Here is a 15,335-nt window from a genome sequence, read left to right on the forward strand (position 1 = left end):
ACGGTATGAGCCCCCGCGTCGGAGTGACGCTGTCGGGCCGGTATCGCCTGCAGAGGCTGATCGCCACCGGCGGCATGGGCCAGGTGTGGGAAGGCGTGGACTCCCGGTTGGGTCGCCGCGTCGCGATCAAGGTGCTCAAGGCCGAGTATTCGACCGATGCCGAGTTCGTCGAGCGGTTCCGCGCCGAGGCACGCACCGTCGCGATGCTGAACCACCCGGGCATCGCCGGGGTGTACGACTACGGCGAGACCGACATCGACGGGGAAGGCCGCACCGCCTACCTGGTCATGGAGCTCGTCAACGGCGAGCCGCTGAACTCAGTGCTCAAGCGCACCGGTCGGCTGTCGCTGCGGCACGCGCTCGACATGCTCGAGCAGACCGGGCGCGCCCTGCAAGTCGCCCACACCGCGGGCCTGGTGCACCGTGACGTCAAGCCGGGCAACATCCTGATCACGCCCACCGGCCAGGTCAAGCTGACCGACTTCGGCATCGCCAAGGCCGTCGACGCGGCTCCGGTGACGCAGACCGGCATGGTGATGGGCACCGCCCAGTACATCGCCCCGGAGCAGGCCCTCGGCCATGACGCCACCGCCGCCAGCGATGTCTACTCCCTGGGAGTGGTTGGCTACGAAGCGGTTTCGGGTAAACGGCCCTTCACCGGGGACGGCGCTCTGACGGTGGCGATGAAGCACATCAAGGAGACCCCACCGCCGCTTCCCGCCGACCTGCCGCCGAACGTGCGCGAGCTGATCGAGATCACGCTCGTCAAGAATCCCGGCATGCGCTACAAGTCGGGCGGTCCGTTCGCCGACGCCGTCGCGGCCGTGCGCGCCGGCCGGCGCCCACCCCGGCCCAATGCGGCCCCGTCGATCGGGCGTGCGGCGCCCGCCGCGGTCAAGCCGACCATCGCGCCCGCTCCCGCCCAGCCGACCGGCCGTGCGCCTGCGGCCACGTCACGCACCCGCACCACCGGCAGCCACCACCGCTCCGCCCCGCCGGCACGCCGCACCTTCTCGTCGGGCCAGCGCGCGCTGCTGTGGGCCGCCGGTGTCCTCGGCGCGCTCGCCATCGTGATCGCGATCCTCATCGTGCTCAACGCCCAGGACCGCAAGGACAACGCTCCTGCGCCGGCCACCGTGACCGAAACCCCGTCCGCCACCACCGAGACACCCGCTGCGGCGCCGGCGCTGACGTTCGATGACGACGGCGCCCCGCGCATGTGGGTGACACGAGATGTTCACACCGCGCTGTCACCGACAGCGCCGCACCACCGAGAACTGCGATGACGACGCCACAGCACCTGTCCGACCGCTACGAAGTCGGCGAGATCCTGGGCTTCGGCGGTATGTCCGAAGTCCATCTCGCCCGCGACCTGCGCCTGCACCGCGACGTCGCGATCAAGGTGCTGCGCGCCGACCTCGCCCGCGACCCGAGCTTCTACCTCCGCTTCCGCCGGGAGGCGCAGAACGCTGCGGCGCTGAACCACCCCGCGATCGTCGCCGTCTACGACACCGGCGAGGCGGACACCCCGACCGGGCCGCTGCCCTACATCGTGATGGAGTACGTCGACGGCGTCACGCTGCGCGACATCGTGCACACCGAGGGACCGATGCCGGCCCAGCGTGCGATCGAGGTGATCGCGGACGCGTGCCAGGCGCTGAACTTCAGCCATCAGCACGGCATCATCCACCGCGACGTCAAGCCGGCGAACATCATGATCAGCAAGACCGGCGCGGTGAAGGTGATGGACTTCGGCATCGCGCGAGCGATCGCCGACGCCGGAAACCCGGTCACGCAGACGGCCGCGGTGATCGGCACCGCGCAGTATCTCTCACCCGAGCAGGCACGCGGAGTGAAGGTCGACGCCCGCTCCGACGTGTACTCGCTGGGCTGTGTGCTCTACGAAATGCTCACCGGCGAACCACCTTTCGTCGGTGACTCGCCGGTCGCGGTGGCCTACCAGCATGTCCGCGAGGATCCCGAGCCGCCGTCGGCGCGCCACGCCGGCATCTCCCCCGACCTCGACGCCGTCGTCCTCAAGGCGCTGGCCAAGAATCCGGACAACCGCTATCAGACAGCCGCAGAGATGCGCGCCGATCTGGTCAAGGTGCACAGCGGTGAGCGGCCCGACGCGCCGAAGATCTTCACCGACGCCGAGCGCACCTCGCTGCTGTCGGCCGCGCCGTCGCACCAGCGCACCGGCCCGGTGTCCCACCAGCCGCGGTACCGGCCGAAGGAGCGGTCCGGGTCGGTGGCACGCTGGCTGGTGGCAGTCGCGGTGCTCGCCGTACTCACGGTCGTCGTCACGATCGCGATCAATTCGTTCGGCGGTGAGACCCGTGACGTCCAGGTGCCCGATGTCCGGGGTCAGGTATCTGCCGACGCGATCGCGACGCTGCAGAATCGCGGATTCACCATCAACACCGAGCAGAGCGCGAGCTCCGAGGTCCCGCCCGATCACGTGATCGAAACCGACCCGCCCGCAACGAGTTCGGTGCCGGCAGGCTCGGAGATCACCCTGAAGCTGTCGTACGGACCTGAGCAGCGCGAGGTGCCCGACGTCTCGGGTCTGAGCTACGGCGATGCCGTCAAGAAGCTCACTGACGCCGGGTTCGACCGGTTCCGGCAGACCACCTCCGCGTCGCTGCCCGAACAGAAGGACCGGGTCCTGTCGACGGTGCCGCCGGCCAACCAGACGTCGGCGATCACCAATGAGATCACCATCGTGCTGGGTAAGGGTCCCGCGACCGCTGTCGTGCCCGACTGCACAGGACAGACCGTCGAGGTCTGCCAGCAGGTGATGACGGCGTCCGGGTTCACCAAGAGCGTGCCGGTGCAGGTGGACAGCACGGTGTCGGCCGGACAGGTGGTGGGCAGCGAGCCGGCGGCCGGTCAGACGGTTCCGCAGGACACCGTGATCCAGATCCAGGTCTCGCGCGGCAACCAGTTCGTGATGCCGGATCTGACGGGTCAGTTCTGGACCGACGCCGAACCGCGCCTGCGCGCGCTGGGCTGGACGGGCGTGCTCGACAAGGGCGCCGATGTGCAGAACAGCGGGCAGCGCACCAACGCGGTCGTCAGTCAGAGGCCGTCGGCGGGCAGCCCGGTGAACTTCGGCTCGACGATCACGCTGAACTTCGCGTCGTAGCGGCCGCCACCGCCGTCGCGACCTCGTCCTCGAGACGGGTCACCAGCGCCTCGTCGGGAGCGGTGCCGCATTCGGCCAGCCAGTTGGCCAGCATGCGGTGGCCGCCCTGGGTCAGGATCGACTCGGGGTGGAACTGCACGCCGTGGATCGGCAGCTCGACATGACGCACCCCCATCACCACGCCACCCTCCGTGCGCGCGATGACCTCGAGCTCGGCCGGCATGGTCTCGGGCAGGATCGTCAGCGAGTGGTACCGCGTCGCGACGAACGGATCCGGCAGCCCGCGCAAGACACCCCGGTCGGTGTGGGACACCGTGCTGGTCTTCCCGTGCAGCAGCTCGGGCGCCCGGTCCACCGTGCCACCGAATGCCACCCCGATGGCCTGATGGCCGAGGCACACGCCGAGCAGGGGAGTGGTGGCCGCCGCGCACGCGCGGACCAGGGGAATGGACGCGCCCGCCCGCTCCGGGGTGCCGGGGCCCGGGCTGAGCAGCACCCCGTCGAACTCGTCGGCCACCGCGGCGACCGCATCGTCGGAGGACAGGCGGTCGTCGTCGTTACGCCAGACCTGCGCGTCCACCCCGAGCTGGCCCAGATACTGGACGAGGTTGAACACGAAGCTGTCGTAGTTGTCGACGACGAGAACCTGCATGCGCTCAGGATACGGCCGTGCCGTCAGTACCCCAGTGGTCCCATCGGTTGGGCGTACTTCATCGTGATCGGCGCGGTGTACCCGACGAGCTCGACGTCCCGCGCGTCTTCTGAATAACCGAGGCCGAACCGGACGGCGTACTGCTTGTACAGCGTGACCAGCGGGGCCTCGCTCAGGGCGGTCTGCATGGCCGCCGCGTCACCGATCGCGGTGATCACGTACGGCGGGCTGTAGGTGCGGCCGTTGAGCAGCAGGGTGTTGCCGACGCAGCGGGGCGCCGACGTCGCGATCAGACGTTGATCCTGCATCTGGACGCCCTCGGCACCGGCACTCCACAGGGCGTTGAGGACGGCCTGGATGTCCTGCTGGTGGACGACGAGGTCGTCGGGCGACGCATCGCGCGGGAAGCGGCCCTGGGCGTCGCGCTGCGCGTCGTTGAGGGTGACGACCAGACCAGGACCCCGCATCGGGGTCAGGCCGCCGTCAGGGGCCAGTGCGTCGGCGCGGCGGGTGATCGCTGCCAGTGCCGCCGCCGCGCTGGGGGAGCCGCCGTGATGGTTCTCGATCTGCGGTGACAGTGCGTCGCGCTCGGCGGTCAGCCGGTCCACCGACTGTTGCGTTTCCCGGACCAGATCGACCAACCGCGGCGCATCGCTGCGCCGGATCTCGTCACCGCCGGACACGCTGTAGGTGGCGCCGAGCAGCAGACCCGCCGCGGCGCAGACCACCGGAACGCCCCAGCGCCAGGCGGAACGCGAACGAACGGTTCGGTCACGGGCGTCCATCGGTTGCGTCTCTCCACGAGTCGAGGCTGATCGCGGCTGCGTTAGGCTTTCCCCAACATCGTCGCCGTATACGACACATCGTCGCACCGAATCGTCCGAAGGTACCCATGCCGAAGTCCAAGGTCCGCAAGAAGAACGATTTCACCATCAACCCGGTGAGCCGGACACCGGTCAAGGTCAAGGCCGGTCCGTCGAGCATGTGGTTCGTCGTGCTGTTCGTCGGCCTCATGTTGATCGGGCTGGCCTGGTTGATCGTGTTCCAGCTGGCGGGCAGCGGCCCCGATGTGCCGAGCTTCCTGCAGTGGATGAGCAACCTCAACGTCTGGAACTACGCGATCGCGTTCGGATTTATGATCACCGGTTTGCTGCTCACGATGCGCTGGCGGTGACGCGGCCGACGACGATACCGCGTCTCCACGCTGTTGTCCGCCGTTTGATCGACCGCAACGTGTGCGTAACCAGATCACATCGATGTTATTCATCCCCATTGGGGATAGCACTTGTGGATAACGGGGTTCGCCCCGGTAGGAGGGTGTGAAGTGTCCACCCAGCAAAGAACGTGGGGGCCCCCGACGGCAGGCATCCTCGGCGCCGCCGGAGTGGGTGTCCTACTGGCCGTCGCCGTTGTGACGCTGGTCACAGACGTTCCGGGGCGCATCTTGATCGGCATCGCCGCGGTCGGTTTGCTCGTGTTCGCCGCCCTGTCGTGGCGGGCTCGGCCGAAACTGGCAATCGACGGAGACGCTCTGATCTACCGCGGGTGGCTCACCACACGCCGCCTCACCCGACCCGACATCAGCCTGATCCGGATCACGGAATTCCGCAGGATCGGCCGCACGGTGCGGCTGCTCGAGATCGACACCACCGACGACCGGCTCCTGGTGCTGAGCCGGTGGGACGTGGGTACGGACCCGCTCCGGGTCCTCGACGCATTGACCGACGCCGGCTTCGCGCGCGGCGCCGGTCGCTAGCCGACTAGGAGATCGTCACCGATTCGATGACCACCGGATCAGTGGGACGATCGCTGCGATCGGTCGCCGTCGTGGCGATCGCGTCGACGACCTTCTGCGACTCCGGATCGACCACCTCACCGAAGATGGTGTGGCGACGGTTCAGGTGCGGTGTCTTGCCGACGGTGATGAAGAACTGCGAGCCGTTGGTGCCCGGCCCGGCGTTGGCCATCGCCAGCAGGTAGGGCTTGTCGAACTGCAGTTCGGGGTGGAACTCGTCGGCGAACTGGTAGCCCGGGCCGCCTCGACCGGTGCCGGTCGGGTCACCACCCTGGATCATGAACCCCTCGATGACGCGGTGGAAGACGGCGCCGTCGTAGAACGGTCCCGACGAGCCGCCCGATGCGTTCTCGGTGCTGTAGTCCTTGCTGCCCTGGGCCAGGCCCACGAAGTTGGCGACGGTCTTGGGGGCATGATTGCCGAACAGGGCGATCTTGATGTCACCGCGGTTGGTGTGCAGGGTCGCGGTCGCGGTCTGAATGGGGCTCGTCACGGAAAGCCAGTGTGCCACGCCGCTCGCAAGCCCAACCCGGCACCGTGGGGTTGGCGGAGATGGCAGGCTGAACCTCGTTGTCATCCGGTGCCGAGAAAGGTGGGCCATGAGCTCCAAGACCCGAGTCCGACTGACCCCGAGCCAGCGGCTCAGCCGCGGCCTGAAGTATTCGACGGTCGGTCCGGTGGACATCACCCGGGGCGCCGTCGGCATCGGTGTCGATTCGGTGCGCTCGTCGGCCTCCTGGGTGGGTCAGCGCTACCGCAGCAGCCAGGTGGCGCAGCAGCTCAAGGACGAGCTCGCCGCGGCGCAGGAAGCCGTGGCGAACCTGCCGGAGACCCTCGAGAACCTGCGCGCGCCCAAGAAGCGCCGCCGCCGGCCGCGCCTGCTGGTTGTCGCCGTCGGGGTCGCCGTGCTGGCCGGGGGAGCGGCCGCGTTCTCGATTGCCCGCCGCTCGACGCAGCCGGAGCCCTCGCCGCTGCCGCCGAGCGTCGAGGTCACCCCCAAGCCGTAACCGGGGTAGCGCGGTGACCGTCTCGGTGTTCGACCTGTTCTCGATCGGGATCGGGCCGTCGAGTTCGCACACCGTGGGTCCGATGCGCGCCGCGCGGCGGTTCGCGGAACGACTGCGCGGGTCGCTCGACGCCGTTGCGCACGTGCGCGTCGAACTGTTCGGATCGCTCGGGGCGACCGGGGCCGGTCACGGCACTCCCGGCGCCGTGGTTCTCGGGCTGGAAGGCGCAGAACCCGAGACAGTCGACCCTGACGCGGCCCGCGTGCGCGTGGCAGCGATCCAGCGCGCCGGGCAGCTGCAGTTGGCGGGGGAGCGGACGGTCTCGTTCGAAATCGTGATGTCGTTGCGCGCCATGGATTTTCACAGCAACGGCATGGCGTTCACCGCGCTGACCACCGACGGCGGCGAGATGGATCGCCATGTCTATTACTCGGTCGGAGGCGGATTCGTCGTCGACGAGGACGACACCGCAGCGTCCGATGAAGACGTGACTGTGCCGTTTCCGTTCCACACCGCCGCTGAGATGGTCGCCTTCTGCGACGAACAGCATTGCCGCATCAGCGATCTGGTGGTAGCCAACGAGGAGGCCCTGGGTCACGGGACGTCCTTGCGGGAGGGGTTGCTGCGCATCTGGACGACGATGCAGGAATGCGTGACGAACGGGCTCACCGCCACCGGGACGCTGCCCGGTGGATTGCGGGTGCGCCGGCGCGCCGCCGCGTTGGCTGCGGCGTTGGAGGCGGATCCGTCGGACCCGTTGTACGCGATGGATTGGGTGACGGTGTACGCGCTGGCGGTCAACGAGGAGAACGCGGGCGGGGGCAGGGTCGTCACCGCGCCGACGAACGGTGCGGCCGGCATCATTCCTGCAGTGCTGCACTACTACTGGCGCTTCGTTGCCGGTGCCGACGAGGACGGCGTGATCGAGTTCCTTCTGACTGCCGGAGCAATCGGGCAGCTGTTCAAGACGAACGCGTCGATCTCCGGTGCGGAGGTGGGGTGCCAAGGCGAAGTCGGCTCAGCGTGCTCGATGGCCGCGGCCGGGCTGGCGGCGGTGATGGGCGGCTCACCGGCGCAGGTGGAGAACGCCGCCGAGATCGGGATCGAACACAACCTCGGGCTCACATGTGATCCGGTCGGGGGACTGGTGCAGATCCCGTGCATCGAACGCAATGCCGTCGCGTCGGTCAAGGCGATCACGGCGGCGCGGATGGCGCTGTTCGGCGACGGCACCCATCACGTCAGCCTGGACACCGCGATCAAGACGATGCGCGACACCGGCGCCGACATGGCCGACAAGTACAAAGAGACGTCACGCGGGGGCCTGGCGCTGAACGTCGTGGAGTGTTGAGCTATCGAACTGTGGAGCCTAGGAGATTCGAACTCCTGACATCTGCCTTGCAAAGGCAGCGCTCTACCAACTGAGCTAAGGCCCCTCGTCAGGAAGGTGCATCGGGGAGGGTGTGCCAGATTTCGGGGCTGTGCTGGGTCCGCCACACCACCAGGGCGGCGGCCGCGGCAATGCCGGCCACGAACAGCAGCATCACCTTCATCGATGTGTACCTTTCCGTGGGGCTAGGAGGACTCGAACCTCCGACCTCTTCGTTATCAGCGAAGCGCTCTAACCGCCTGAGCTATAGCCCCGTTGCACCGCCATCAATTGCACGGCCGAGCAGCGAGATTACCTCACCGACAACCCGACTCCCAAACCAGCTCAGTCGCGATCGGCGAGCGTGACCTCGACACCGCCCACGAGGTCTGTCGTGAGGTTGTAGATGAACGCACCGATGGTCGCCGCCGCGGCCAGCAGCACGATGTTGACCAGGCCGATCAACGCCGCGCCACCGAAGATCGTGCTCACGGACACCAGCTCACCCCCGGAACTGCCGCTGGCACTGGTGAGCAGGTCACCGACGTTGCTGTTCAGCTTGCTCCACACACCCATGCCGCCCAGCACCAGGTAGAGGAACGCCACGGCGATCATCCACACGAAGAACAGCGCCACCGACAACACCAGGGACACCTTGAGCGCGCTCCACGGATCCACCCGACGGATCTGCATGCTCGCCCGCACCGGTCCCGTGTGCTGACGCGGGCCGACCTGTACACCCCGGCTGACCGGGGCCTTCTGGGGCTGCTTCGCCGACGATTCGGCCGGCCGCTCGGCAGGCTTGCGCGGCGGCCCTGACCGAGGCGGACCCGAGAGATCGGGAAGCTCGCTGGCGTAGGCGGCGCTACCCGGACCGTCCGCGCGCGTCGGCGGCTCGGGACGGTGGACGTCGGTACGTGCCGCGTCGGCACGATTGCCCTCCGGCCGTCCCTCCGGTCGCGACTCAGGACGGGTCTCCGAGCGCTTGGCCTCGGGACGTGTTTCCGAACGCTGCCCCTCGGGACGATCCCCTCGTGGTGCCTGCTCGGTATCCGGGCCACCGGCCATGAAGCGGTTCAGTCGCGCATCGAGACCACCCTGGGCATCGGGCACCTGCTGACGGGCCCGTGCCTGCGGGCCCCGCTGCCACGGCGGCACGTCGCTCTGCTCGCCTGCACGCGACGGTGCCTGCGGCGAGGGGGCGCTGTGGCTCGGTGCCGATGCGCCCGACGCCGACCCGTTGCCGGCGCCACCGGACGTCTCACCCGCACGCGGATGCCCAGGCTCGTTCGGTGAGCTCACTGACCCGCTCCTCACTCCTCCGACGCCGGCTCGTCGCCGATGTCGGTGTTGACCTCGTCGGTACTGTCACCCTCTTCGGCGTTGCGCGCGATGGCGATCAGGGTGTCGCCGTCACCGAGGTTCATCAGCCGGACGCCCTTGGTCTGGCGGCCGGCCTTGCGAACCTGTCGCGCGGCGGTCCGAATGACGCCGCCACCTGAGGTGATGGCGTACAGCTCGGTGTCGTCGTCGACGATCAACGCGCCCACAAGAGTGCCACGACGCTTGTCGAACATGATGGTCAGCACCCCCTTGCCGCCGCGGCCCTGAACCGGGTACTCGTCGATGGCGGTGCGCTTGGCGTACCCGCCCGACGTCGCCACCAGCAGGTACGTGTCCGGACGGACCACATTCAGCGACAACAACGCGTCATCGGCGTTGAACCGCATGCCCTGCACACCCGAGGTGGCGCGGCCCATCGGCCGCAGTGCCTCATCGGTGGCCGAGAATCGAATGGACTGGCCGTTGGCCGAGACCAGCAGCAGATCGTCGTCACTCGAGCACAGCACGGCGCCGACGAGTTCGTCACCGTCACGCAGGTTGACCGCGACGATGCCGCCGGACCGGTTGGAGTCGAAGTCCACCAGGCGCGACTTCTTGACCAGCCCGTTGCGGGTGGCCAACACCAGATAGGGGGCGTCCTCGTAACCCTTGATCTGAATGACCTGGGCGATGCGCTCCTCCGGCTGGAACGCCAGCAGATTCGCGACGTGCTGACCCCGCGCGGTGCGCGATGCCTCCGGCAGGTCGTAGGCCTTCGCCCGGTACACCCGGCCCTGCGTAGTGAAGAACAGGATCCAGTCGTGGGTGGAGCAGACGAAGAAGTGGTTGACGATGTCGTCCTGCTTCAGCCCCGCGCCCTGCACGCCCTTACCGCCGCGCTTCTGGCTGCGGTACAGATCGGTCTTCGTGCGCTTGGCGTAGCCGGTCTCGGTGATCGTGACCACGACGTCTTCGCGGGCGATCAAGTCCTCGTCGGCCACCTCACCGTCGGCGGCGATGATCCGGGTGCGCCGGTCGTCGCCGTACTTGTCGACGATCTCCTTGAGCTCGTCGCGCACGATGGCCCGTTGCCGTTCGGGCTTGGCCAGGATGTCCTCGAGGTCGGCGATCTCGGCCTCGATCTTGGCCAGGTCATCGATGATGCGCTGGCGCTCCAGAGCGGCCAGTCGCCGCAGCTGCATGTCGAGGATGGCTTGCGCCTGGATCTCGTCGACATCGAGCAACTCGATCAGGCCCTGGCGTGCGACATCGACATTGGCGGATGCGCGGATCAACGCGATCACCTCGTCGAGCGCATCCAGCGCCTTGACCAGACCACGCAGGATGTGGGCCCGCTCGTTCGCCTTGCGCAACCGGTAGCGCGTGCGCCGGACGATGACGTCCAGCTGGTGGTTGACGTAGTGGCGGATCAATTGATCGAGACGCAGCGTGCGCGGCACACCGTCGACGATCGCCAGCATGTTCGCGCCGAAGCTGGTCTGCAACTGGGTGTGCTTGTAGAGGTTGTTCAGCACCACCTTGGCTACGGCGTCGCGCTTGACCTCCACGACGATGCGCAGACCGACGCGATCGCTGGACTGATCCTCGATGTTCGAGATGCCGGTCAGGCGGCCGTCGCGGACCTGTTCGGCGATCGAGGTGATGAAGTTGTCGTGGTTGACCTGGTAGGGCAGTTCGGTGATCACCAGCGAGGTCCGCCCGCGCGAATCCTCTTCGATCTCCACCACGCCGCGCATCCGGATCGAGCCACGGCCGGTGTGGTAGGTGTCCGAAATCCCTTGTGAGCCAACGATCAAGCCGTGCGTCGGAAAGTCCGGGCCCTTGACGCGCTCACAGACGGCGGTCAGGGTCGCTTCTTCGTCGGCCTCGTGGTTCTCCAGGCACCAGTACACCGCTTCGGCGAGCTCACGCAGGTTGTGCGGCGGCATGTTCGTCGCCATGCCGACCGCGATACCGCCCGAACCGTTGGCGAGCAGGTTCGGGAACCGGCTCGGCAGAACCGTCGGCTCCTGCACCCTGCCGTCGTAGTTCGGGATGAAATCGACTGTCTCCTCGTCGATTTCACGCAGCATCTCCATGGCGAGCGGAGTGAGCCGCGCTTCGGTGTTGTGGCTGACGAAACCGTTGGTGATGAAAGAGTGGTCGTCGGTTTCAACGCGCAGACTGTAAACAGGCTGCACACCCGCGTCCGTGACCGATGCCACCCGGGCGTAATAGAACCGGCCGTCGGTGAGGTCGGCTGCAATGCTCTTGACGTCCGGATCAGCAATGTGGCGCAGAATCTCGGCGCCGTCTCGCCGCCACCTTGAGATGCGATCGACGGCGTGTCTCCGAAGCCAGTCTTTGTCAGTCCAACGACTGCCGCACTCGTTCCGTATGAACGGCGCGAGACCTGGAACCTGGTCCCCATCGAGCCCAGCAGCGTGCTCAGGCAACGCTGCCAGCAGATCGAGCAATTTACACTGTTTGGCTCCACCGAATCCAACCCGAGAACTGAAGTCTTCGGCGTGTGCTCGATTGGTGATAGCAACCTTGTGTTCGCCCGTTGCGTGCAGATAACGGCGCGAGATCACTCCGAATTCCAGCAGCATCTGCTGCACGTCCTTCGCCAACTGTTCGCTGCGCGTGGAATACGACACTTGAATCGTGTTGCGCGGCAATGCTGAGCATGATCCATCGCCTTCGAACAGTGCCCGCAGAAACGCCCTCTTCACGCCTGCTGGAGAATTCCAGAGCCAGTCGGGTACCGCTTTCGCAGCCGAACGCTGACCGACGAGCTCAGCAAGACGGCTTTGCCTCAGCGACGATAGGTTATGGATGTCCAGCTCGAGCAAGTTAGATCCGGACGCGATCTGCCGTTCATAGACGTATCGAGGACCGCCAACCACCGAATCGTAAGCCGCTACAACCATGTTGAAGTAGTCGCGGTCGAGATTGTTGAAGCCCGCGCGATTACTGCTGACGAAGCCCTCGCTGATGAACGCGCCGAGTAGCAGCGCCTCCATGACGTCGTGCCATTGGCCAGGGCCGAACTCCACCGGCGGAGTCCGCTGTAAGACCACACGATCATTCGGCGCGATCTCTTCAATCAGCTTCCACAACAGCGTCGGCACGCCACCCACGTCGACGAGGCACAGCAGTGGATGGTTCGCCGTACCAGTGACTTCGTAGCCTTCGGCGGTGCTGACTGTGAAGGTCTGATGCTCCCCTGAGTGGAATAGCCTGTCGGCCAACACAGGATTGCCGTGCCGGTCGAGAACCTTCAGCTCGATGTCGGTGTCGGAATTCGGCCGCGCGCCCGGAACCACGTCCCCGATTCGTACAGTCTGGCCGAGCGGGAGACGCACTTGAGCGTCGGCGGTGACGCAGTACCTCATGGCGGCCGGCGGATCGTTACCCGGCGAGCCGAAATTGCCCTGACCGTCGACCAGCGGGTAGCGCAGCGACCACGGCTGCGCCATCCGGACCAGGGTGTCGTAGATCGACGAATCACCGTGCGGGTGATAGTTACCCATCGTCTCGGCCACCGAGCGCGCCGACTTGGCGTGACCGCGGTCGGGCCGGAAACCGGAGTCGAACATCGCGTAGAGCACACGTCGGTGCACGGGCTTGAGGCCGTCGCGCACCTCCGGCAGGGCGCGGCCGACGATCACGCTCATCGCGTAGTCGATGTAGCTGCGCTGCATCTCCTGCTGGATGTCGACCGGTTCGATCCGGTCGCCGGCCTCGTCGCCGGGCGGCAGGGTGGTGTCAGTCATGGAGTTTTCCTCAGCTTTGAGAGTTAAACGTCAAGGAAGCGAACGTCTTTGGCGTTGCGGGTGATGAAGCTGCGTCGCGCCTCGACGTCCTCGCCCATCAGGATGGAGAACAGCTCATCGGCGGCGGCCGCGTCGTCCAGGGTCACCTGGCGCAGCACCCGCACCGACGGATCCATCGTGGTCTCCCACAGTTCTTTGGCGTCCATCTCGCCGAGACCCTTGTAACGCTGGATACCGTCGTCGACGTTGATCCTCTTGCCGGCCGCCCGGCCGGCTTCGAGCAATCCGTCGCGTTCCCGGTCGGAGTAGGCGAACTCGGGGTCGGAACGCTGCCACTTCAACTTGTACAGCGGCGGCTGAGCCAAGAAGATGTGGCCGTTTTCCACCAGCGGCTTCATGAACCGGAACAGCAGGGTCAGCAGCAGCGTCGAGATGTGTTGGCCGTCGACGTCGGCGTCGGCCATCAGCACGATCTTGTGATAGCGCAGCTTGGCAATGTCGAATTCATCATGGATGCCGGTGCCCAGGGCGGTGATGATCGCCTGGACTTCGGTGTTCTTCAACACGCGGTCGATACGGGCCTTCTCGACATTGATGATCTTGCCGCGCAACGGCAGGATCGCCTGGAACATCGAGTCCCGGCCACTCTTGGCCGAGCCGCCGGCCGAATCACCCTCCACCACATACAGTTCCGACTTCGTCGGATCCGTCGAGCGGCAGTCGGCGAGCTTGCCGGGCAAGCCGCCGATGTCGGTGGCACTCTTGCGTCGCACCAGCTCACGCGCCTTGCGAGCTGCCATGCGCGCCTGGGCTGACGACACCGCTTTGTTCACAACGGTTTTCGCCTCGGCCGGGTTCGCCTCGAACCAGTGGGTGAGCTGTTCGTTGCAGATCTTCTGCACGAACGACTTCACCTCGGTGTTGCCGAGCTTCGTCTTGGTCTGACCCTCGAACTGCGGCTGGGAGACCTTCACCGAGATGACCGCCGCCAACCCCTCGCGAATGTCATCACCGGTGAGGTTCGGATCTTTCTCCTTGAGCAGCTTCTTGTCTTTGGCGTACTTGTTCACCACCGAGGTGAGCGCGGCGCGGAAACCCTCCTCGTGGGTGCCGCCCTCATGGGTGTTGATCGTGTTCGCGAACGTGTGCACGGACTCCGAGTAGCCCGCGTTCCACTGCATCGCGATCTCGACCTCGTGCCCCGGTCCCTTGCCGTCGAAATCGATGACGCTGGGTTGGATCGCGGTCTTGGTGCGGTTGATGTGCTTGACGAAATCGACCAGACCGCCGGGGTAGTGAAAGACCCGGTGCTTGACCTTCTGGGGGGCGGCTTGCTCGGCGGCCTTCTCCTCGGCCGACTTCGGCGCCTCCGCATGGTCGCTGACGACGTCGTCGACCACTTCTTCCGGGGCGACCCGCTCATCGGTCAACTCGATGGTCAGCCCCTTGTTGAGGAACGCCATCTCCTGCAGACGCCGAGCGATGGTCTCGAAGTCATAGGTGGTGGTCTCGAAGATGTCCGGGTCCGCCCAGAAGCGGATGGTGGTCCCGGTCTTCTTGGACGGCTCGCCCTTGCGCAGGGTGCCAGGCACTGACCTGTCGTAGGTCTGGTGCCACTCGAACCCGTCCTTGTGGATATCGGCCTCGAGTCGCGTGGACAGCGCGTTGACCACAGAGACACCCACGCCGTGCAGACCGCCGGACACCTGATAGGCGCCTTCTTCGAACTTGCCGCCTGCGTGCAACACGGTCATCACCACGTCGACGGTGGGGATGCCGGTGGCGTGCATCGCGACGGGGATACCGCGGCCGTCGTCGGTGACCTGCACACCGCCGTCTTCGAGGATCCGCACGTCGACCTTGGTGGCGAAGCCGGCCATCGCCTCGTCCACGGCGTTGTCGACGACTTCCCAGATCAGGTGGTGCAGACCGCGTTCGCCCGTGGAACCGATGTACATACCGGGCCGCTTGCGGACCGCTTCCAGACCTTCGAGAACCTTGATCGAATCGGCGCCGTACTCACTGGGAGCGTTCTTCTTCTGGGCAGCCACGTTGGGCGGGTCTCCTCGGGTCTTGGGCAGGCAGCGGCCTGCACGGGGAATCTGACGACCCCCTCGCGGATCACTCGAGACAGTCTACCGAAACCTGGCGTCAGGACCGATGCTGGAGCCGCGTTTTGAGACACCTAATCGCGCCGTGCGCCGATTTTTCCGACTGTGGATAGGTCGAGACGTTCCGCACAGCCGCCGGTCACGTTCTGGT

General features: G+C 66.5%; 12 protein-coding genes and 2 tRNA genes. 6 read left to right on the plus strand and 8 right to left on the minus strand.

The annotated features are described in order from the left end of the window. Positions 1-5: 5 nt before the first annotated feature. Together MHN84_RS09275 and pknB are read left to right on the plus strand one after the other, a co-directional pair. Complete coding sequence (locus MHN84_RS09275; RefSeq protein ID WP_241204344.1) at positions 6-1,286, plus strand: protein kinase; 1,281 nt, start codon at positions 6-8, stop codon at positions 1,284-1,286. Further along, on the plus strand, positions 1,283-3,148 hold the full coding sequence (pknB, locus tag MHN84_RS09280; RefSeq protein WP_241204345.1) for a Stk1 family PASTA domain-containing Ser/Thr kinase: 1,866 nt from the start codon (positions 1,283-1,285) through the stop codon (positions 3,146-3,148). The genes MHN84_RS09275 and pknB overlap by 4 nt, the downstream gene beginning before the upstream one ends. Here the strand turns inward: pknB and MHN84_RS09285 are convergent. Next, the gene (locus tag MHN84_RS09285) at positions 3,126-3,800 is read right to left on the minus strand and encodes an aminodeoxychorismate/anthranilate synthase component II (protein WP_241204346.1); all 675 of its coding nucleotides are present in this window, start codon (positions 3,798-3,800) and stop codon (positions 3,126-3,128) included. The genes pknB and MHN84_RS09285 overlap by 23 nt on opposite strands. 23 nt (positions 3,801-3,823) lie before the next feature. Next, complete coding sequence (locus tag MHN84_RS09290; protein WP_241204347.1) at positions 3,824-4,585, minus strand: DUF881 domain-containing protein; 762 nt, start codon at positions 4,583-4,585, stop codon at positions 3,824-3,826. Positions 4,586-4,692: 107 nt separating this feature from the next. Between MHN84_RS09290 and crgA the strand changes: the two genes are divergently transcribed. After that, positions 4,693-4,974, plus strand: coding sequence for a cell division protein CrgA (gene crgA, locus MHN84_RS09295; RefSeq protein ID WP_241204348.1), 282 nt, complete (start codon positions 4,693-4,695; stop codon positions 4,972-4,974). 150 nt (positions 4,975-5,124) lie between these two features. Next, a complete protein-coding gene (locus MHN84_RS09300) occupies positions 5,125-5,556 on the plus strand; it encodes a PH domain-containing protein (protein WP_241204349.1) in 432 nt (143 codons plus the stop codon). 4 nt (positions 5,557-5,560) lie between these two features. Here the strand turns inward: MHN84_RS09300 and MHN84_RS09305 are convergent, their stop codons facing one another. After that, entirely contained in the window at positions 5,561-6,106 is a 546-nt protein-coding gene (locus MHN84_RS09305; protein WP_241204350.1) for a peptidylprolyl isomerase, read from the minus strand. Positions 6,107-6,194: 88 nt separating this feature from the next. Here MHN84_RS09305 and cwsA point away from each other — a divergent pair, with 88 nt between their 5' ends. Both cwsA and MHN84_RS09315 read left to right on the plus strand, forming a co-directional pair. Then, positions 6,195-6,602 (plus strand): cell wall synthesis protein CwsA, encoded by a 408-nt coding sequence (gene cwsA, locus MHN84_RS09310; protein ID WP_241204351.1) that lies wholly within the window; start codon positions 6,195-6,197, stop codon positions 6,600-6,602. Between the two features lie 13 nt (positions 6,603-6,615). After that, positions 6,616-7,953, plus strand: a complete 1,338-nt coding sequence (locus tag MHN84_RS09315; RefSeq protein WP_241204352.1) for an L-serine ammonia-lyase — start codon at positions 6,616-6,618, stop codon at positions 7,951-7,953. 12 nt (positions 7,954-7,965) lie between these two features. On the opposite strand, the gene MHN84_RS09320 is transcribed toward MHN84_RS09315, so the two are convergent. The 5 genes from MHN84_RS09320 to gyrB all read right to left on the minus strand — a co-directional run bounded on the left by MHN84_RS09320 (position 7,966) and on the right by gyrB (position 15,124). Then, positions 7,966-8,038 (minus strand) — tRNA-Ala (locus MHN84_RS09320). A gap of 134 nt (positions 8,039-8,172) precedes the next feature. Further along, a tRNA-Ile gene (locus tag MHN84_RS09325) sits at positions 8,173-8,246 on the minus strand. A gap of 70 nt (positions 8,247-8,316) precedes the next feature. Beyond that, entirely contained in the window at positions 8,317-9,273 is a 957-nt protein-coding gene (locus MHN84_RS09330; protein WP_241204353.1) for a DUF3566 domain-containing protein, read from the minus strand. An 11-nt stretch (positions 9,274-9,284) separates the two neighbouring features. After that, on the minus strand, positions 9,285-13,073 hold the full coding sequence (gyrA, locus tag MHN84_RS09335) for an intein-containing DNA gyrase subunit A (protein WP_241204354.1): 3,789 nt from the start codon (positions 13,071-13,073) through the stop codon (positions 9,285-9,287). Positions 13,074-13,096: 23 nt separating this feature from the next. Beyond that, positions 13,097-15,124, minus strand: a complete 2,028-nt coding sequence (gene gyrB / locus MHN84_RS09340; RefSeq protein WP_241204355.1) for a DNA topoisomerase (ATP-hydrolyzing) subunit B — start codon at positions 15,122-15,124, stop codon at positions 13,097-13,099. Positions 15,125-15,335 lie beyond the last annotated feature (211 nt).

The sequence above is a fragment of the Mycobacterium sp. PSTR-4-N genome, from assembly GCF_022348085.1.
Classification (GTDB): Bacteria; Actinomycetota; Actinomycetes; order Mycobacteriales; family Mycobacteriaceae; genus Mycobacterium.